This is a genomic window from Hymenobacter cheonanensis, assembly GCF_030581075.1.
In the GTDB taxonomy this organism is placed as follows: Bacteria; Bacteroidota; Bacteroidia; order Cytophagales; family Hymenobacteraceae; genus Hymenobacter.
Window position 1 is genome coordinate 78,782 of the sequence record NZ_JAUQSW010000006.1, and the last position, 19,326, is coordinate 98,107.

The following is a 19,326-nucleotide window of genomic DNA, read 5'->3' on the forward strand; positions in this document are numbered from 1 at the left end:
ATAAGACTGGCGCGCCACTAGCCCTGAGCGCGAAAATTTGATGATATAAGAAAATACAAAACTCCGCCTTGCAGCAACGTCAGCAGCAGGGTGATGCTCCAAAAGGCCGCCTTCCGGTTTTTATGATGCAGCAAAAAAATGGCTGCCCACGCACCCGGCGCTGCCCCCGCTAGGGTAGCCAGGTGCAGCGTTTGCTCGGAAATGCGCCGCTGGCCCCGCTGGGCTTTTCGCTTGTCCAGAAAAAACAGCAGAAAGCATAGCGCATTGAGAAATAGTAGGGCTAGTAGAATCATTCGTGCCAGAAGGGAAATAAGAATTAGTTGAAATTGCTGTTTGCGTAAGTCCCAATTATTCCTTCACTGCCGCCAGCACGCGCTTTATCAGCTCGTTAGGGCTGCCGTTGTGCCAGCGCCACACGATAACGAGGTCGTGCGTGGGGTCGACCCAAATGGTATTTTGGCCCGCGCCGAGGGCAGCGTAGCTGTTGGCGGGCGCATCGGGCCAGGCCTTTTGCTCGGTGTTGAGCCACCAGAGGTAGCCGTAGTCGGGGCCGACGGGGCCGCGCGTGGTGGCCTGCTGCACCCAGCCGGGCGATACCACCTGGCGGCGGCCCCAGCGCCCACGCCGCAGCATGAGGTAGCCCAGCCGGGCCTCGTCGCGGGCGCTGATGCGCAGGCCGCCGCCCCAGCGCGTGCCGCCGCTCACGGAGGGCATGAGTTTACCATTGACTTCGGCCACGGCGCTAGGGTAGGGCACCCACTGCCAGGTGCGGGAGGCGCCGATGGGCTGCATCACTTCGGTGCGGAGTACCTCGGGCAGGGGGCGCTGCCACACGCGCAGCAGCGACAGGGCTAGCCGGTTGATGCGCACGTCGTTGTACTCGAAGTAGGTGCCGGGCGCTTGCAGGGCGCGGGGCTTGCGCTCGCCCTTGCCAAAGGCCTCGTGGCCGATGAAGTCGGCGTTTTTACCCCACAGCTCGCCTTCCCACTCGCTGGTCTGGCGGGCGTGGTGCTCCCAGGTAATGAGCTGGTTATGCGCCGAATCGTAACCGCCGTCGTGGATGGAATTGGCCACCGGCTCGTGGATATCCTTTAGCAAACCCCGGTCGAGGGTAATGCCCAGAATGGTGGCTAAATAGCTCTTGGCCACGCTGTAGGTGGGGTCGGGGCGCTCGGTGTCGCCCCACTCGGCCACGAGGTAGCCGTGGCGCAGCACGAGGCCGTTGGTAGCGGCGCGGCTGGTGGGCATGGGCCCGAGCAGCTTGCCAAAAATCTCCTCCTGGGTCGAGAAGTTGGGCGTCATCTGGGTGGTTTCCTGGGTTTGGGCGAAGGCCACGGCCTCGGCCAGTTTGGCCGGGTCAAGGCCCTCGGTGGCCGGGGCGTGGTGCAGCCAGCCCGCGCCGGGTGCGGGGAAGTAGTCGCTAGCCCGCCCGGCGGCGGTGGGGGCGGTGGCCCGGGTGCAGGCGGCCAGCAGCGGCAGCAGGGCCAGCAGAAGTAGTTTGGAGCGCATAGCAGGCGAGAAAGAACGACGGAAAAGACCCGGGCGGCGGCCCAATAGCCGCTCGCTTACTGACATTCCTTGAAAATAATGGGCGGCGTTTGGGCAATTACCCGGCTGCGGCCGGGCGCCGTGTTGCGGTGCAGGTAGAAGTAGCAGGTGACGGGGTGGCTCAGGCGGGTGTCGGCCAGGATGGCCGCCATTGGGTACTCAATAGTCAGGGTGTCGGCGCGCTGCGTGATGCTTACCTGGCCTGGCCGACCCTTGGAGAAAGTGTGGCCCGGCGTAACCTCCCTGAACTTGATAGATACCGCAAAGCCATAGTCCGACTGCTCGCCGGCGGCGAGGCGATACGCCAGCCGGGCCTTGATAACCGACCGGGCAGTGGGCACGGCGCACGGCGGCTGGTTGAGGCGCAGCAGCGTGAGGGTACTGGCCTCGCTGCCTGGGGTGGCCGCGCCTGTTTGCGCCAGCCCAGGCAGCGCCAGGCAGCTACATACTACTACGCGCAGCAGTACTACGGGCTTGGTAGAGGAGGGCATAAGGAAAAAAGTCAGGCTGTGCAGGATAAGGCAGCAAGTTGCACCCAAAGCGGCGCCGGCCCCTTCACCTGGCAAAAACCAGCCTGATTGCGAGCGGCTGTCCGCGCCTGCCAAAGGGGCCCGGCTCGGGGCGATGGCCAGCATTGGGCGGGCCTTTGTGGGCCGGCCGGTGTGCAGTTTACCCCTGTCCTGCATGGGGGGTACTTCGGTAGCTAGGTGCTTTTTCTTACGCCAAACGCCAAACCCAACGACCCTGGCCGGGCGCCGTTCGTGGCTGCGCTAGGCCGGCCCGCCCGCGGGCGGCAGCTGTGGCGGCCCCACCTGCCGGGGCCGCCGGCGCAGCTTTTGGCAGGTTATGCTGTTACTTTAACCCAGTGTAAACAGGAGTAGCCGCGCCCGCACGAAATACCCCACTTCTTTTGAAAGAGAACCTTACGCCCGTTACTCAGCAGCCAGCTGCTTTGCGGCAGCCCGGCAGTTTCGAGCCGGTGCCGGGCCCGGCAAAACCCTATTTCCCGGCCCTGACGGGCGTGCGGGCGCTGGCTGCCTACTGCGTGTACCTCTACCATTTTAACCCGTTTCCGGCCAGGGGCGGCTCCCAGCTGGAAGCGATACTGTGGGCAGTGGTTGATAAATTCAACAACCTCGGGGTGGGCATCTTCTTTGTGCTCAGCGGCTTTCTGATAGCGGTGCGCTACGGCGGCATCAGCACCTGGTCGCCGGGCGAGCTGCGGCGCTACCTGGGAAACCGGCTGGCGCGGATTTATCCCATCTACTTTCTGCTGACCTGCCTCACCTGCCTGGTTTTCTGGCTGCGGCCGGGCTACGATATCTACGGGGTGTGGCCGGCGTACAGGCCCCTCGACAAGGTGCTGGTGTTTTTCCTGAATATCACGTTGCTGCGCGGCTTTTCCGAGCAGTTCCTGTACAGCGGCGTGTGGCAAGGCTGGTCGCTAACCGTAGAGCTGTGCTTTTACCTGCTCGCGCCCTTCCTGCTGCTGAGTGCGCGCCGCACGCGGTGGGCGCTGCTGCTGTGGCCGCTGGCCCTGCTGGCAGTGGGCGCGCTGCTGGTAGCGGGCTTTTCGGTGGTCCACACGTATGGCTTTTTCGCTTCGTTCGATTTCATGCTGGGCTCCACCTTTTTTGGGCGCAGCAGCGAGTTTGTCAGCGGGGTTCTGCTGGCCTGCGTGCTGCCGGGGCGCGGCGCGCCCGCCCGGGAAGGGCGCGGCCGGCTGCTGGGCGGCCTGCTGCTGCTAGGGGTGCTGCTGGCCTTCAAAGTGGTGGTACCATTCGACAGCTGGGCCCGGCCCGCCACCAGTTGGCTGGCTATTGTGGTCAACCACCTGCTGCTGCCCGCTAGCATTACCCTCCTCTTTTACGGGCTGCTAACCGAAAAAAGCCTGCTCGGGAAAGTGCTGGCATCGAAGCCGTTGCAGCTGCTTGGCTTCAGCTCTTACTGCTTCTACCTGCTGCACGTAGGCGTTATTGAGATGCTAGTGCGCCACCACGTGACGAGCAATTCTTTCGGCGTATTTCTGCTGCTCAATCTGCTGTCCATCCTGGTGTTTAAGTTTATTGAGCGGCCGGCGCACCTGTATCTCACGGCCCGGCTGCGAAAATAAAAATGCCGGTGCTGGCTGCGCCCGCGGGGCGCCACCAAGCTAAGGCGGGAGCAAGTAAGGTGCTGCTAAACAGCCTGATGACGTTAAGCGCTGCTGCTGGCCTTGGGCGCCTGCGCAGTGCCCCGGCCCGCAAAATTGCGCCGGTTCGCTGTTGGCAGCTGGATAGAACGCCGCGTTATCGCGTATTGCCCGGCTAGCGGCGCATTGCGGCGCCATCCAGCTTATGTCCTTCTCTTCTTCCCAACTACCGGCCCCCGGCTTTGTGCGGGTGCGCGGCGCCCGCGAGCACAACCTGCAAAACGTTGATGTCGACATCCCGCGCGATGCCCTGGTGGTGTTCACCGGCGTGTCGGGCTCGGGCAAGTCGAGCCTGGCCTTTGGCACGCTCTACGCCGAGGCCCAGCGCCGCTACCTGGAGTCGGTGTCGCCCTACGCCCGGCGGCTGTTTCACCAACTCTCAGTGCCCGAGGTCGATAGCATCGACGGGCTGCCGCCGGCCGTGGCCTTGCAGCAGCAGCGCGGCGCGCCCACCACGCGCTCGTCGGTGGGCTCGGTCACGACGCTCTCCAACCTGCTGCGGATGCTGTATTCGCGGGCCGGCGATTACCCCAAGGGCCAGGGTATTATCTACGCCGAAGCCTTTTCGGCGAACACGCCCGAGGGTGCCTGCCCGCGCTGCCACGGCCTGGGCCGGGTGTATGAGGTGACCGAGGAGTCGATGGTGCCCGACCCGTCGCTCACCATTCGGGAGCGGGCCATTGCAGCCTGGCCCCAGGCCTGGGGCGGTCAGAATCAGCGCGATATATTAGTAACGCTGGGCTACGACGTAGACCGCCCCTGGCGCGATTTACCTCAAAAAGAGCGCGACTGGATTCTCTTTACCGACGAGCAGCCCGTGGTGCCGGTGTACCCCGGCTACTCGCCCCAGGAGACGCAGCGCGCCCTTAAGCGCCGGGAGCAGCCCAACTACATGGGCACGTTCACGGGCGTGCGGCGGCACGTGCTGCACACCTTCGCCAACACCCAGAGCGCGCTCATGAAAAAGCGCGTGCTGCAGTACATGCTCAGCCAGGAGTGCCCGCTCTGCCACGGCAAGCGCCTGCGGCCCGAGTCGCTGAGCGTGACCTTCGCCGGCCTCGACATTGCCGACATGGCGCGCCTGCCCTTGCAGCAGGTGGCGAGCCGGCTGCGGCCCTTTACCGAGGGCACAGCCGGCGCCCAAACCCACGACAAAGACCACCCCGAGCAGGCCGAAGTCACGCGCCGCATCACGCAAGACCTGGTGGCCCGCCTGGCGGTGCTGCTCGACCTGGGCCTGGGCTACCTGGCCCTGGAGCGCAGCACGCCCACGCTCTCGCCCGGCGAATTGCAGCGCCTGCGCCTGGCTACGCAGCTGTATTCCAATCTGTTTGGGGTGGTGTACGTGCTCGATGAGCCCTCGGCCGGCTTGCATCCTTCCGATACGGAGGCGCTGCTGGCGGCGCTGGCTAGCCTCAAAAAAGCTGGCAACTCGCTCTTCGTGGTCGAGCACAACCTCGACGTGGTGCGCCGCGCCGACTGGCTCGTGGATGTGGGCCCCGCCGCCGGCGAGCAGGGTGGGCAGGTGCTCTACAGCGGCCCGCCCGCCGGCCTGGCCGACGTGGCCGCCTCGCAAACCCGCCAGTTTTTATTCGCCAGCGAGGGGCTGGCCCCCCGCGCCCCGCGCGAGCCGCTGGGCTGGCTGCGGCTGGCCGGCGCCACCCGCCACAACCTGCGCGGCCTCGACGCCGAGTTTCCGCTCGGAGTGTTCACGACCGTCACGGGCGTGTCGGGCTCGGGCAAGTCGACGCTCGTCAGCCAGGTTTTGGTAGAACTGGTAAGTGAGGCCCTGGGCCTGAAGCGCGAGGAAACGGAGCCTAGCGAAGGCGCCGAAGAGAGCCCGGACTTGGCTGACGAAGGCGAAGTTTTGCAAGGCAAAATCACGGCCGGCCTGGATATTGTCAAGCGCCTGGTGCGCGTCGACCAGCAGCCCATCGGCCGCACGCCGCGCTCGAATATGGCCACGTATACCGGCCTGTTCGACCACGTGCGCAAGCTCTTCGCGGCCACGGCCGAGGCGCGCAAGCGCCGCTACGACGCCGGCCGCTTCTCCTTCAACGTGGCCAAGGGCCGCTGCGAAACCTGCCAGGGCGAGGGCTTCGTGATGGTCGAGCTGCTGTTTTTGCCCAGCGTTTACTCGCCGTGCCCCACCTGCCACGGCGCCCGCTACAACGCCAAGACGCTCGAAATCAGCTATCAGGGCAAGACTATCGCCGACGTGCTGGGCCTGACCGTGGACGAGGCCTGGCTTTTCTTCGCCGAGGACCCTGGCGTGCGCCGCGCCCTCACGGTGCTGCGCGAAGTGGGGCTAGGCTACCTGCGCCTCGGCCAGTCGGCCACCGAGCTGAGCGGCGGCGAGGCCCAGCGCATCAAGCTGGCCACTGAGCTGCAGCGCCAGGCCCGCGCCCACACCCTCTACGTGCTCGACGAGCCTACCACCGGCCTGCACCCGGCCGATATCGAGCGCCTGCTCACCCAGCTCAACGGCCTCGTCGAGGCCGGCCACTCGGTGCTGGTAGTCGAGCACGATATGCGCGTAGTGGCCGGCTCCGACTGGGTCATCGACGTGGGCCCCGGCGCGGGCGAGGAGGGCGGCCGCATCGTGGCCGCCGGCCCACCCGCCGAAGTAGCCCGCTCGAAAGCCAGCCGCACCGCGTCCTACCTGGCCCGGTTTCTGGCCGAGGGCTAGCTAATGTGCTTAATTTCTGAATGAGTTTAATAACAAGTACGTCCGTCATGCTGAGCTTGTCGAAGCATCTCTACCGCACCGTTGTAATGCCGTTCAACGGTGCGGTAGAGATGCTTCGGCAAGCTCAGCATGACGGATGTATTTGGGATTGAATTAATGAGTAAAAAACGAATTGAAATCTATACCAGGCTAGCCGTCAGTTTTTTAAGTGCGGCTGTTTGGCCCCATTCGGCCAGGCGGCTGCGCACGGCGGGCGGCACCGGGCGGCCGGTGCGGGCCCCGAGGTCGGCGTAAGCTTCGAGCAGCTTGCGCAGGTTGCACGGCGGGTTGGATGGCAGCCCGGGCAGCAGGGTGTCAAGGGTTTGGGCCAGGGCGTCATCCAGCTCGGGCGATACGGCGCGCAGTTGGGGCAGGCCATCGGCCAGGCGCGCTACGGGGGCATAGTCGGCCCCTAGCAATTGGCCCAGTGCCTGGCCGAGGGCGGCGGGCACGAGGCGCTGGCTGGCCACGGCCCGCAGGAGCACCTCCTGGGCCAGCGCCCGGTTGGCGGGCGTGTGGTGCAGCAGCCCCACGGCCAGCACCAGGGTGGTAGCCTCGGCAAACGGCGGCCCGGCAGCAAGCAGATGTTGCAGCGCTTGCGTAATAACGTCCCGCTCGGCCGATTCCAGCTTATCGGCCCAGCCGGCCGTGCGCACCACGTGCCAATGCAGCGCGGCCGGGTTGGCGGGCACCAGCGCCGCTATAAAAGGATAGTCGGCGCCCAGGCTCCAGCTGGCGTGCGCCATGTTGCGAAAATGCACGTGCTGCGAGTAAAGCAGCAGGGGCGAGGGCAGGCCCGGCTTCGGCTGGCTGGCCGCAAAAACTAGGTTCGTAGCCCGATGCGTGACTTCGGGCCGGCCGGGCTTCCAGGTTTCTACGTAGGTATTGACTTTGACTTCAAACTCCCAGCTGGGTACCCAGGGCTGGGCTACGCCGGGGTAATCGGTCGCCCCCGGCCCTGGTAGCTCGCTGAAAACGTGCGCGGGAAACCTGGTGCGGGCAGCCACCACCCACAGCCACGGCAGGGCTTCGGCCAGTGGTTCGGGGGCGGCCGGGCTGCCCGGCAACAGCTGGTGCAGGCGGGCGGCCCACTGCTTTAAAAGCGGCTTCTTACTGATTTCCGGCAGCGGCGGGGCCAGCGCCGTGGGCGACAGATACCAGTGCAGCAGCGCGCGCAGCTCGTCGTGGTGCAGCTGGGGCAGCCGGGCCAGCGCCGCTTGGGCGTCGGCGGCGTGCGCGTGGGCCGTGCGGGCCAGCGCAATGGCCAGGTCGGCCGTATCGGGTTCGCGCTGAGCCGTTTGGTAGGCTAGTAGTTTTTGCACCAACACACTGGGCGCCACCCAGTAGGGCGCGTGGGTGGGCGTGCTGAGCAAGGGCAGGCCCGTCTGGCGGTGCAAGTGCTGCTCGGCGGCGGCCAGGCGCTGTTTTTCTACGGCCACCAGCGGGTCCGACGCATCCGAGTCTTCCTGCACCAGCACCCGGGGCACGCGCAAGGCGGTAAAACCCTGCGCCCAGCTCAGCAGCAGCGCCTGGGCCAGGCCGCTGTGGCCCCGCAGGCCATTGGTGCCCAAAATAGCCTGCGCCTGCGCGCCGCTCTTGCCCTTCAAAAACGGCAGCACCTGCACCAGATAGGGCCCTAGCTGCTCGGCGTAGCCGGCGGGCAGCTGCCCGTGCAGCCGCAGCAGGCCATCGAGCCAGCGCTCCAGGGCCAGCGGGTCGTCGTGGCGCACTACCTGGCCGGTGAGAAACAGCAGTTCGTGCCAGTCGGCCACCGGCACAATGGCCGTGGCGGGCGAAAGCTCGGGCACAAACCGGGCTAGCGGCGCGTAGGCCGCCGCTACGGCGGGCGCGGGCTCAGTAGCTACTAGCCAGGTAGCCAGCACGGTGCGCGCCGCCGGGCCCAGCAGCTCGGCCTGCCCGGCGAGAGTGGCTAGGGTTGCGGCAGTTTCGGCAGGCGCGAGCAGCGGCTTCCTGGCGCCTAGCAAGTCGGCCAGGCCCTTGGCGGCGCGCTCCTGCACGCCGGCGTCGGGGTGGGCGAGGGCGGCGGCCAGCAGGCTAGCCACGGCAGGCGCGTGGGCAGGCTGCTGCCTGGGCAGCCTGGCTAGCCCGGCGAGCAGCGTTTTGAGGCCGGTTTTGAGGTCGGGCCGCAGCAACAGGTTATCAGCATATTGCAGCAACGGAGCCAGGGCAAACCCCGGCTCCGGCCACACGTCTTTCAGTTGCTCGATGGCAAAGTTGACCACCAGCGGCAGCGGGTGGGCCAGCAGCTCCGTCAGCTCGGTTTGGCGGGCCAGGCGCTCGGCCCGCGTGGGCTCTAGGCTCAGGAATAAGTCCTTAAACCACGTCAGCAGCGGCCGGCGAAAGTCGCGCCGCAGCGCCAGCAGGCAGCGCGTGAGGATGTCGGCGCGGTTGAGGTGCTGGGTGGCAAGTAAATGCAGGATGATGTCGCGCCACGTAACCCGCTGCCAAACCTTATGCTCCTGGTAATGGGCTGAAGCGGCATCCTGATTGATATCAAATTCAAAGAAGAAGGGAATTGCACGCTCATACAAGGCAGGGTTACGGCTAACCCGCTCATAGATAAGGTTTGCAAAAGCAGGCGCTGGCTTATTCGGGGCGACCCAAGGGAAGCGTTGTTGCATCTCGGCAAGGCCTTGCTGCTGCGTGTCAACAAGGGCAACCTGGGCATGTTCGTAGGCATTAAGCTGCCGAAGCATCGTGGCTTGCGTGCCATAGGTAGCCAGGGTGCCAAGGGCCGATAGCGCCACCAGGCGGGGAGAAGGCGTTATAAATCCAAGGCGCTCAAAATCAACAAGGATTTCGAAGTCTATGGGTGCGGAAAAGCCATTGCGATTGTTGTCACCTAGCCAGGCTGCTAGCCAGGCGGGGTTATGGTGAGCCAGCAATTGCTTGACAAGCCCAAGCAACTGCTGGTGCGGTAAAGAGGTCTTTTCGTTGTTTGAAAACAACGTTGGATTTAACAGCGATAATTCATTAGCAAAGGGTGCGGCTAGGGCTTCTTTGCTTGAGTAAGTCCTAAAGGCTGCTAAAAACAGCATTTGTAATTGAGCATATGTGCCGGTACGACCCCAGGTAACTAGGCCCAATTGCCGATGCTCGGTTAGCTCCCGGTGTAAGCTGTGCGTTTTCTTGCGCACCGCCACGACGTCCGTTTTTGGCAGCGTCAGCAAAAACGGCATTAGCTCGACAACGCTTTGGTGACGAATAATTTGCTCGAAAGCGTCAACTTTAGCAATAGTATTCATGGAGAAAATAGGAGCTGTTATAAGCTGTTTGTCAAGGTATTATTAAATTTGCCCAGGCGCTATCCAAACCGCAGCTGCGCCGCCAGCACGTGCTTGCACAGCCCGCGCTGGCCCTGGTGCGCGGTAAACCACTGGCAGGTGCAGCGCGGGGGCTCGGGGCCGCCCACCAGCACGGTGTGCCACAGGTCGGTGCCGCGCACGCGGGCCTCGGTGCGGCCGCCGGGGCCGACGCCCACCAGCTGCACCTCGTCGGGGGCGGCGAGCAGGGCGCGGGCATTTTTGAGGCGCGGGTTGAGCTGCAAAATGCGGTCGGTGCGGAAGGGCAGGCGACGGTAGAAATACTGATTCTCCGTGAGGTCGAAGCCCAGCAGCCCCATGGCCGAGAGGCTGGCGCAGAGCCGCGCCACGGTGCCAGGGGCCAGGTCGTGTGCCAGCCCGAAGAGCGTCGGGTTAAAGGCTTCGTTGGCCTGAAATAAATGGTTAGCGCCGCTCAGCCACTCGGCGGGCAGCTCATCGAGCAGCTCGCCTAGCTGCGTGCCCTCACCCGAAAAGCCCCGGCTAGCCCCCGCCGACAGCGCCAGCAGAAACTCGTGGCCGCCGCCCAGCTCCAGCACCACGGCGCTGGCCTGGCCATCGGGGGTGGCATACACGCGGGCGGCCTGGGCTAGCGGCAGCAGGCCCTCGAGCAGGCGCAGGCGGTGCGCGCCACCCACCCGCACGGCCCCCGGCCCGCCCACCGGCCCAAAGCTGGGCCGCGCCCCGCGCAGCGACAGAAAGGTATCGGCCTTGGCCGCGCCGGCTGGCAGGCTGTGCAGCAATTGGGCGGCCTGCGGGCGACTGAGGCGCAGCACCTGCTCCATCTGGGCGAGGTAGCCCTGGGCAGCGGTGAGGCCCTTGAGCCAGCGCAGCGGCAGGGCCACCTTGCGCTCGGTCACGGTGCCGGCGGCGCGCTCTAGTGTCACGGCCTGCTGGCCCACGGTGAGGCCCACCGGCTCGTGGCGGCCGATGCGGGCTAGCGCGTTCACCATCGGCTCGTTGAAATCGACGTTGGTGGTGCCGCTGGCCACCAGCTCGCCGTCGAGGGCGGCGGGGCCCAGGTCGAGGCGGGCATACACGCCGTTGCACGACGAAAAGGCCTCGAAGCGCAGCCGCTCCGCGCCGGCCGTCACAATGGGGTCGCGCAGCACTGCGCCCAGCGGCACGAAGCGGGCAGCCACCACTTTGGCTAACGTGGTTAGTGCGCGGGCCGTCAGCCACGAATCGCGCAGCTGGCCCCGAAAAAAGCAGGCCGCGCCGCCGCTGGGCGCGTGCTCGGCATAGGCGGCGAGTTGCAGGGCGTGGCCCGCTGGCGTAGCAGCCAGGGCCGAAGGCTGGGCGTAGGCGTAAGTGAGGTCGGACATCGGGAAGACTGGCTAGGTGGCTTGACGATGACAAAGGTGAAGCGGAAACTTTGAATTTGCTAAAATTATTGGCAAATATTTTTAGCAAAAACTAATTTGGTAGCAGCAGGTGCCGGGTGTGCTAGCTGCTTGTGCTGGCTCGCATTCAATGCTAGCTCAGGGTCAATGCCCGGATACCGCGGGCGCTGTGAGTCCGCGCAACAGCCCTTTCAGAAGCTAACCGTCGCACACGTTCCTGGTCAGCATTACTCGGTATAGAAACTGTTTAGGAAGTAGGTGTTTCGTCATGCTGAGCGCAGCGCAGTCGAAGCATCTCTACCTCACGGTTGAACGGTTTGGATGAAGCGGCCAGGATGCTTCGACTGCGCTGCGCTCCGCTCAGCATGACGAAATGCTTGTTTTCTCGACTTTCTACACAGCTTCATAGTCAACGCCGCCGGCCTTGCAAGCACGGACAAGTATCGACCGTAGTACCGCTACGCCGCCGCTGGCCGGGCCCGGTAATGCTCCACAACGAGCACCAGCGCGGCCCCCAGGGTGTAAGCCAGCAGATCGGCCCACGCAAACTGGCTGCCCAGCAGCAGCCGTGCCAGCCGCGCGTGCTGCCAGCCCAGCCAGGCCAGCAGGTGCAGCGCCTGCCCCACTTCGATGGCGTAGGAAATCAGCAGCGCCACGCCCACGGCAACCCCGGCCGGCGCCCGCCACCGGGTTTTCAATAGGCAGTAAACCAGGATGGTAGCCAGCGTATCGCCGACGTAGGGGCGCACGAGGCCGTCGTGCACAAAGCGGGCGATAAAAAGCTCCAGGGCCAGCAGGCCGGCGGCGAGCAGGCCGTAGGAGCGGTTGAAAGCGGCCATTGCTCAGCGCCGGGCTGCGTGGTGAGCGTAGTGGGCATGGGGGCACCTGGCCAGCCCGTTGGCCGCCGGCCTGGCTGCCTTGGTATAGGCCGCCGGCACCTCGTCGAGTGCCCGAATGCGGGCCGCGTACTCGGTGGGCAGCAGCCTGTTTTTCAGCCACTGGCTAAGGGCTAGCTGCTTGGTGGCGCCGTAAAAGCCGACGGCCGGGCGCAGCCACGCGCCGCGGCCCAGGCCCAGCTGCCGGCGCACGGTGGGCGGGCACACCAGGCCCTGCACGCCGCGCAGCAGCGCGTAGCGCGGGCCGCCCAGGTGTTTTTTGTATTGCTTGTAAAGGTCAATAGAGCAGCCGCTTAGCGCCAGGTTGTGGGCCAGGTGCCGGGCGCGGTCGGCCTGCCAGGCGGCGAAGGTGGTGGGCAGGTCGGGGATGCCCAGGCGCCGGCCCACCCGGCAAAACACGTCGGTTATCTCCGTGCACTCGGCCAGGGTAAGGGGCCGCTCCAATAGTTCAAACGCCCGGATGGAATAGGCAATGAGCAGGTACAGCACGTCGCGGTAGGCCCAGTCCGGAATGCGCTGGCCCCGGCTAGCCTCCACCGCGCCGTGGATGGCGGCAATGGTGTCGATGGCCTTTTCGGCCCCCGCGCGGTCGGCAAACACGATGCGCCGGGCGTAGTCCACGGTCGAGAAAAGCCGCCCTAGCGGGTCGGCCGGCAGCCGCCCGGTGAAGTAGAGCCAGTCCACGGCCTTATTAAGCGCAAACTCGGCCGCCGCGCCGGCAAAGATGAAAAGCACCGTATCGGAAGTGCCCCATATGCGGCGCACGATGGAGCCAGGGGCCACAAAAGTTTCCATAAGTTGAGCGAACAGTGAGTGGCTGCGCCAGGTGCCCACCAGGGCGAATGAGCTTTGCGTTTGATTTTACTTTGAAATACAAAGTTAGTAAATAAAGCAGGTTTTTCAACCAGGAGGCCAGGTAAGTTGACTTAAAAAGAACGTAGCTCGGGGGGCTTTGCACCCTGCGGCGCTTGCCGGGATGCAAGCGCACGAGGCACGAATGACAGCGTGGAGGCCGTTGTGCAACTACCAGCGCCTGCCAGGTAGCTAGGCAGTAGTCGGCGCCTATTTCAGCAAAATGAGTTGTCGAAACAACCTTTGTACTGCGCCGGGCGCCTTTAGGGAGCTTACCTGAATATATGGCACCTAAAAAACTGCGCGCTAGCCTGTTGGGAATGTTGGCTCTGGGCTATACCGGCGTATTGGCCCAAGCCAGCCAGCTGCCCGCCTGGGCGGCGCCCGCCGCAACGGTGCCCCAGGGCGTGGGGCGGCTGCTGGGCACAACCATCAGCGCGGCCACGGGGCAGCCCCTGGCTTATGCCACGGTAGCGGTGCTCAACGCCGCGAGCCAGCCCGTGGGCGGGGCGGTGGGAGGCGAAGATGGCCGCTTTGTATTGCCGGGCCTGGCGCCGGGCACCTACACCGTGCGGGTGAGTTTGCTGGGCTACCAGGAGCTGCTGCGCCCCGGCGTGGTGGTGCCAGCCAGTGGGGGCGAGGTGCCGCTAGGGGTGCTACCGCTCACGGCCGCCGCGCAAAAGCTGGGCGAAGTGGTGGTAACGGCCCGCAAGCCGCTAATTGAGGAACTGGTAGACCGCACGGTGTACCACGCCGAGAACGACGAAACCACCCGCGGCGGCGACGCCACCGACGTGCTGCGCCGGGTGCCGCTGCTGAGCCTCGACCTGGATGGCAACGTGCGCGTGCGCGGCAGCCAGAACATCAAGGTGCTCATCAACAACAAGCCCAGCACCATCACGGCCAACAGCGTGGCCGATGGCCTGCGCCAACTGCCGGCCGACCAGATTAGGCGGGTCGAGGTCATCACCGCGCCTTCGGCCAAGTACGACGCCGAGGGCTCGGGCGGCATTATCAACATCGTGACGAAGGGCAACGCCCTGCACGGCGGCCAGCTAGCCCTCGATGGCAGCGGCGGCACCCGCTCGGGTACCCTCAACCTGAGCGGCAACTACCGCACCGGCCGCATGGGCTTTGCGCTGGGCGGCTTTGGCCGGGCGGGCTACAACACGCCGGGCAGCTTCACCAACGAGCAGCTGACTACCACCCCCGCCACCGGCGCCCAAACCCGCACCACGCAGGCCGCCGACACGCGCCAAAACCAGCTCTTTGGGCGCTACACGTTGGGCTGGGACTTCGATATCAACGCGCACCAGGGGCTAGCCGCCTCGCTGACCTACGGCACCCGCAACGCCACCACCTACCAGGATGCGCTGGCCACCGCTACCACCGAGCTAGCCACGGGCCGCACCAGCAGCTCGGTGCGCAACGTGCAGCTCACCGACGACTCGGGCACCATCGATGCCAGCCTTGCCTACACCCATACCTATGAGGTGCCGCAGCGCGAGCTGAGCGCGCTGGCCCTCTACAGCCGCAACAACCGCACGTATGCCTTCATGAACGATACCTACGCCGCCTCCGACGCCAGCCAGCTAGGCCGCTCCGGCAACGACAACCCCAGCGCCAACCAGGAGCTAACTGCTCAGCTCGACTACCAAACGCCCATCGGCGCGCGCCAGCTGCTGGAAGTAGGGGTGAAGGATATTCAGCGCCGCGTGCGCAGCGACTACCGCTACTACGGCCAGGTAGCTGCCGTTCAGGCTGCTAACTCCTTCACGTACCGGCAGCAGGTGGCCGCCGCTTACGCGGCGTATACCCTGAGCCTGCCCCACGGCTTTACCCTGAAACCGGGGGTACGCTACGAGTATACGGCCCTCGCCGCCGAGCTGGGCACCGGCCCGGTGGGGGATATTCCGAATTACGGCCTGCTGGTGCCCAGCGTGAACGTGCTGCACAAGCTCAACAATGGCAACGTGCTGAAACTGGCCTACAACCGACGCATCCAGCGCCCCTCGCTGCAATTTCTTAATCCCAACCTGCAGGCCGCTAACCCCCTGATTCAGACCCAGGGCAACCCCGCGCTGCGCCCCGAATACACCAATAACTACGAGCTGGGCTACGGCACGCTGCTAGGGCCGGCCAACCTCAATTTCTCGGTTTTCGCCCGCAATACTACCGGCGCTATCCAGAGTGTGCGCACCCCGCTGCGCGATGCGGCTTACCCCGGCGCGGTGCGCATCGACTACCTGAATATTGGCCAGGAAAATGCCTGCGGCGGCAGCGCTTTTTTCAGCCTCGACGTGGGCAACAAGCTCAGCCTCAGCGGCGGGCTCGACGCCTACTATGCCGTGCTGCAAAATAATGTGCCCGACCCCAACTACGCCGCCCGCAACGCGGGCTGGGTGCTGGGCGGCCGCCTCTACGGCAGCTACGCCCTGCCCAAGGGCTGGAACGTGCAGCTATTCAGCTTCTACCGGGGCCAGCAGGTGCAGCTGCAAGGCAGCCAAAGCAGCTTCGCGGTGTACAGCATGAGCCTGAAGCACGATGTGGCGGGCAAGAAAGGCAGCCTGGGCCTGGGGGCCGAAAACTTTTTTTCGCCCACCAACGCCGTGCGCAGCGACATCGCTAGCCCCCTGCTCAGCCAGCAAAGCACTACCGTGCAGCACCTCACGAGCTTCAAGGTGTATTTCAGCTATCGCCTCGGCCAGCTCACCGCCGAGCCCCGCCCGCACAAAAACGTGAAGAACGACGACCTCAAAACCGACGAAAACGGCGGCGGCAGCCAGGGCAATAGTGCTACGCCGTCGGCTACGCGCCCCGCGCCGCCGGCACCTGCCACTCCGGCGCCGCCGGCGCCCAAGCCGTAGGCGGGGCCAGCCCCGCCTACGGCAGCAAAAGTGGCTGGCTAGGCGGGCTACGGAGGCGATTATTCCTTGCTCACTAGCGCGGGCACTGCCTCGGCGCCCGGCTGCTGGCGCTTGCGCCCATAAATGCCGAGTATCAGCAGCGGCAGCAGCGTAAGCTCGGCCACCACCCCAAACAGCAGCGTGAGGCCAATGAGCAGCCCCACGTAAAACGTGCCGTCGAACGACGAAAACAGCAGTGTGCCGAAGCCGCCCACCAGAATGAGGGAGGTTACGATAACCGCCTGCCCGGCCAGGATATACGTGCGCCGCACCGCCTTAAACAGGTCCGGCTCGTGGCCCATTGTCAGGCGTAACTTGCTGATGAAGTGAATGGTATCATCTACCGCAATGCCGAAGGCAATGGTGAAAATGATGCTCGTGCTCACCTTCATACTCACGCCGGCCAGCCCCATCACGCCCGCCACTATCAGAATGGGCAACAGGTTGGGTACCAGAACCACCAGCGTCATGCGCACCGACTTGAACAGCAGCAGCACGATTACCGTAACCATCGCCACGTCAATGGCCATGCCCTGTATCATGTTCAGGGTCAGGTTCTCGTTGTTTTTATCGATGAGGTTGGACGAGCCGGTGAGGCGCGTGCGCAGCACCGTGGTGTCGATGCTGGTGCGCAGAAAGTGCCGCAGCGCGTCGTTCAGGGCATCGGCCCGGATGCTGCCCACGTCGACCATGCGGCCGGTGAGGCGGCCGGCGCTGCCGTCGGGCAGGGCCAGGGCCCGAAACTCGGGCCGCTTCCGAAACTGCCGCAACGGCCCGCGCAGCTGGGCTAGCCCGGCCGAGTCGGCGGGCAGGCGGTACTCGGCCAGCCCGCCGCCGTGCAGCGCCTGGTGCACGGTGCGCACCAGCGTGGCCGGCGAGGCCGAAAACCTGAGGCCGTAGGTAGTGGCCAGGTAGCGCTCCACTTTTTCCGTTTGGGCCAGCACGGCGGGGTCGAAAATAGCCCGCCCGCCGGCGGGCTTCAGTTCCAGCTCGAAGGGCCGCACGCCGGCAAAATGGTCGTTGAAAAACGCAAAATCCTGGCGCACCGGGTCGTTTTTCGACAAGTCATCGAGCAGCGAGGAGTTGATGCGCACCCGTGTAGCTAGCCCGATGCTGGCCGCCAGAATGAGCCCGCTGAGTACAAAAATGAGCCGCCGCCGGCGCAGCACGCCCGCAAACAGGCGCCCGAGCACGCCATCCCAGTCGTGGCCGTGCTGGCGCGGCTGGCGCAGGGCGGGCTTGTTGAGCAGCACCAGCATGGCTGGCAACAGCGTGAAGCTCAGCAGAAAAGCCAGGATAACGGCGATGCCCGTAAACAGCCCGAAGTTGTGAATGGGCCGGATGGTGCTCGTCATCAGCGTAAAAAAGCCGATGCTCGTCGTCAGTGCCGACAGCCCCGAGCCGAAGCCCGATTCCTTGATGGTGGTGCGCAGGGCGTGCTTTTTGCCCGCGCCGTAGCCCAGCTCGCTCACGTAGCGGCTGATAATGTGGATGGTATCGGACATGCCCACCACGAATAGCATGAGTGGCAGCAGGGCCGTCATCAGGTCGATGCTGATGCCGCAGGCGCCCATCACGCCCAGGCCCCACACGATGGCGCCCAGCACTACCACCAGCGGCAGCACCACGCCCCACCAGGTGCGAAACGTGAGCCACAACAGCCCCATTACCAATAAGAAAGACAGCGACATGAAAATTATCATCTCGCGCTGCAGGCGGTCGACGAACACCGACTGCGCCACTGCCTTGCCCGCAAAGTGCACCCTGGCCAGCGGCAGTCCGGCCCGCGCCAGGCCGGCGCGCAGCTCCGTCAGCAGCGAGTCGCCGGGCGGCTTCTTAAGGTCGGGCGTGGTTTGGATGACCAGTGCCACGGCCCGCGCATCGGGGCTGAAAACGTTGCCCACCAGGCCCGGCGTTTTATAAATCAGCGTCGAGTCGGCGGCGCGGCGGCCAGGGTTGGTGCGGTACTCACTGGGGTGCAGGTAGGGCAGGGTATAGGCCCCCAGCCCCTCCACCACGGTCTGGCTGAGGGTGGTAGGGGAGGTGACGTGCAGCACGTTGCGCTGCCGCCGCGCCACCGCCGACACGCTAGCAACCTGCGCCAGGAAGGCGGGCGAAAACGCCGTTTGGCCCGGCCCGGCCTCCAGGGCCAGCAGCAGGTAGTCGTTGTCGTTGCCGTAGCGCCGGGTGTAGCCCTGGTAATAATCCAGGTCGGGGTCGCCGGCGGGGTAAAAGTCGTTGAAATTATAATTGAAGCGCAGCTGAGCGGCAAAGTAGCCGGCCAGCCCCGTGAGCAGGGCCAGCACCAGCAGCGTGAGGTAGGCAGTTCGGCGAAGCGACATGAAAACAATGGAGCCGCAACGCGAACTTTGGAGCGCGGCCTCCTTACAAAGTTCGCGGCCTGCCTCAATGTTCCCCCGCCTGCTAATTAGCCTGCTCGCCCTACTGCTCCCCCTGGCCGCCGCTGCCCAAACGGCCAGCGGCCGCGTCATTGTCCGCAGCACGGGCGCCCCGCTGCCCCAGGCTACCGTGCGCCTTGATGGCCAGCCCGCCGGCACCAGTACCGATGCGGCGGGCCACTTTAGCTTGCCGCTAGGGGGCGCGCCGCCCACGGCGCGGCTCATCATCTCGCACCTTGGGTATCAGTCGCAGGCATTGCCCCTCGGCCAGCTCGGCGCCCCGGTGGCACTGGAAGAGCTGACGTATCAGATTGGCGAGGTGGTGGTTACGTACGAAAGTATTCGCAAGCTGCTGCTCAGAAAATGGAAAATTGACGATGGCTCCATCGTGGCCGTAGCGGATAATTTTATTGCTGACCTGCACAAAAACAGATTCGCTCAAGGCAAAGAAGTTTCTCGAAAACCCCAGCGGCGTGCGCTCAGCCTTGAAGCTGGCGCGCCTGATATTTCTGGATGATGGCACGGTGAAAGTAAAAATGCTGGTTTTCGGCGCTAAAGCCAAGTGGCAGCTCGATGAGGGGCAGCACACGCTGCACGTAGTGGGCGCGAAGGGCAACGACGAGGCCCTAACCGTAGTTGAGCTGACGGCTAACCGCCTGGTTATTCACGATGCCGCCAACCCAAGTCGGCAAAATGAAGTGTACGTGCCGGTTGACTAGTTTTGGTCGGCATCTTTCTGCCTAACTTAGGCCCGGCAATTACTTTACCCACCGCTTAGTAGTACTGGTATCCATGAAAAAGTCCCTGCTCGCCCTCACTTTGCTGGCCTCGGCCGCCACCGCCTTCGCCCACGACGGCGACAAGCCCGCCAAAGGCAAAAAAGCCGACCACTGCACCGGCGTAGCCGCCGCCAAATGCGAGAAAGGTATGGCTAGCACCAGCATGGCCGGCATGCCCGCCTGCTGCCGCGCCAAAATGGCCGCCGCCAAGGCTAGCCCATCCGCCACGGCCGAAGTAAAAGCCGCGGCAGTGAAGTCGCTGTAAGCACTTCGCATTAAAGCAACAAGAACTACTGAAAAGCCGCTCGTTTGGGCGGCTTTTTTAATTCATAATTCTACCAGG

General features: G+C 64.7%; 14 protein-coding genes. 6 read left to right on the plus strand and 8 right to left on the minus strand.

The window, feature by feature from the left end:
- Nucleotides 1–17 precede the first annotated feature (17 nt).
- Genes Q5H89_RS23260 through Q5H89_RS12910 form a run of 3 tightly spaced genes read right to left on the minus strand, consistent with a single transcriptional unit; the run spans nt 18 to nt 2,039 of the window.
- The gene (locus Q5H89_RS23260; protein ID WP_369810661.1) at nt 18–293 is read right to left on the minus strand and encodes a DUF1294 domain-containing protein; all 276 of its coding nucleotides are present in this window, start codon (nt 291–293) and stop codon (nt 18–20) included.
- 55 nt (nt 294–348) lie between these two features.
- The gene (locus tag Q5H89_RS12905) at nt 349–1,509 is read right to left on the minus strand and encodes a serine hydrolase domain-containing protein (protein ID WP_305019738.1); all 1,161 of its coding nucleotides are present in this window, start codon (nt 1,507–1,509) and stop codon (nt 349–351) included.
- A 56-nt stretch (nt 1,510–1,565) separates the two neighbouring features.
- Nucleotides 1,566–2,039, minus strand: a complete 474-nt coding sequence (locus tag Q5H89_RS12910; RefSeq protein WP_305019739.1) for a hypothetical protein — start codon at nt 2,037–2,039, stop codon at nt 1,566–1,568.
- Between the two features lie 419 nt (nt 2,040–2,458).
- Between Q5H89_RS12910 and Q5H89_RS12915 the strand changes: the two genes are divergently transcribed.
- Together Q5H89_RS12915 and Q5H89_RS12920 are read left to right on the plus strand one after the other, a co-directional pair.
- Nucleotides 2,459–3,661 carry an acyltransferase family protein gene (locus tag Q5H89_RS12915; RefSeq protein ID WP_305019740.1) on the plus strand — a complete coding sequence of 401 codons (1,203 nt, stop codon included), beginning with the start codon at nt 2,459–2,461 and terminating at the stop codon, nt 3,659–3,661.
- Between the two features lie 223 nt (nt 3,662–3,884).
- Entirely contained in the window at nt 3,885–6,428 is a 2,544-nt protein-coding gene (locus Q5H89_RS12920) for an excinuclease ABC subunit UvrA (protein WP_305019741.1), read from the plus strand.
- A gap of 179 nt (nt 6,429–6,607) precedes the next feature.
- On the opposite strand, the gene Q5H89_RS12925 is transcribed toward Q5H89_RS12920, so the two are convergent.
- The 4 genes from Q5H89_RS12925 to Q5H89_RS12940 all read right to left on the minus strand — a co-directional run bounded on the left by Q5H89_RS12925 (nt 6,608) and on the right by Q5H89_RS12940 (nt 12,842).
- Nucleotides 6,608–9,733 carry a DUF6493 family protein gene (locus Q5H89_RS12925; protein WP_305019742.1) on the minus strand — a complete coding sequence of 1,042 codons (3,126 nt, stop codon included), beginning with the start codon at nt 9,731–9,733 and terminating at the stop codon, nt 6,608–6,610.
- A 59-nt stretch (nt 9,734–9,792) separates the two neighbouring features.
- On the minus strand, nt 9,793–11,133 hold the full coding sequence (locus tag Q5H89_RS12930; RefSeq protein ID WP_305019743.1) for an SWIM zinc finger family protein: 1,341 nt from the start codon (nt 11,131–11,133) through the stop codon (nt 9,793–9,795).
- Nucleotides 11,134–11,609: 476 nt separating this feature from the next.
- Complete coding sequence (locus Q5H89_RS12935; protein WP_305019744.1) at nt 11,610–11,990, minus strand: ribosomal maturation YjgA family protein; 381 nt, start codon at nt 11,988–11,990, stop codon at nt 11,610–11,612.
- A gap of 3 nt (nt 11,991–11,993) precedes the next feature.
- On the minus strand, nt 11,994–12,842 hold the full coding sequence (locus tag Q5H89_RS12940; protein WP_305019745.1) for an oxygenase MpaB family protein: 849 nt from the start codon (nt 12,840–12,842) through the stop codon (nt 11,994–11,996).
- 341 nt (nt 12,843–13,183) lie between these two features.
- Here Q5H89_RS12940 and Q5H89_RS12945 point away from each other — a divergent pair, with 341 nt between their 5' ends.
- Nucleotides 13,184–15,766, plus strand: coding sequence for a TonB-dependent receptor domain-containing protein (locus Q5H89_RS12945; RefSeq protein ID WP_305019746.1), 2,583 nt, complete (start codon nt 13,184–13,186; stop codon nt 15,764–15,766).
- Between the two features lie 59 nt (nt 15,767–15,825).
- Here the strand turns inward: Q5H89_RS12945 and Q5H89_RS12950 are convergent, their stop codons facing one another.
- Complete coding sequence (locus tag Q5H89_RS12950) at nt 15,826–18,147, minus strand: efflux RND transporter permease subunit (protein ID WP_305019747.1); 2,322 nt, start codon at nt 18,145–18,147, stop codon at nt 15,826–15,828.
- Nucleotides 18,148–18,214: 67 nt separating this feature from the next.
- Between Q5H89_RS12950 and Q5H89_RS12955 the strand changes: the two genes are divergently transcribed.
- The 3 genes from Q5H89_RS12955 to Q5H89_RS12965 all read left to right on the plus strand — a co-directional run bounded on the left by Q5H89_RS12955 (nt 18,215) and on the right by Q5H89_RS12965 (nt 19,248).
- Nucleotides 18,215–18,721, plus strand: coding sequence for a carboxypeptidase-like regulatory domain-containing protein (locus Q5H89_RS12955; RefSeq protein ID WP_305019748.1), 507 nt, complete (start codon nt 18,215–18,217; stop codon nt 18,719–18,721).
- Nucleotides 18,690–18,923 (plus strand): hypothetical protein, encoded by a 234-nt coding sequence (locus Q5H89_RS12960; protein WP_305019749.1) that lies wholly within the window; start codon nt 18,690–18,692, stop codon nt 18,921–18,923. The genes Q5H89_RS12955 and Q5H89_RS12960 overlap by 32 nt, the downstream gene beginning before the upstream one ends.
- A gap of 73 nt (nt 18,924–18,996) precedes the next feature.
- Nucleotides 18,997–19,248: a hypothetical protein gene (locus Q5H89_RS12965; RefSeq protein WP_305019750.1), complete on the plus strand. Its 252-nt coding sequence runs from the start codon at nt 18,997–18,999 to the stop codon at nt 19,246–19,248.
- The last annotated feature ends 78 nt before the right edge of the window (nt 19,249–19,326 follow it).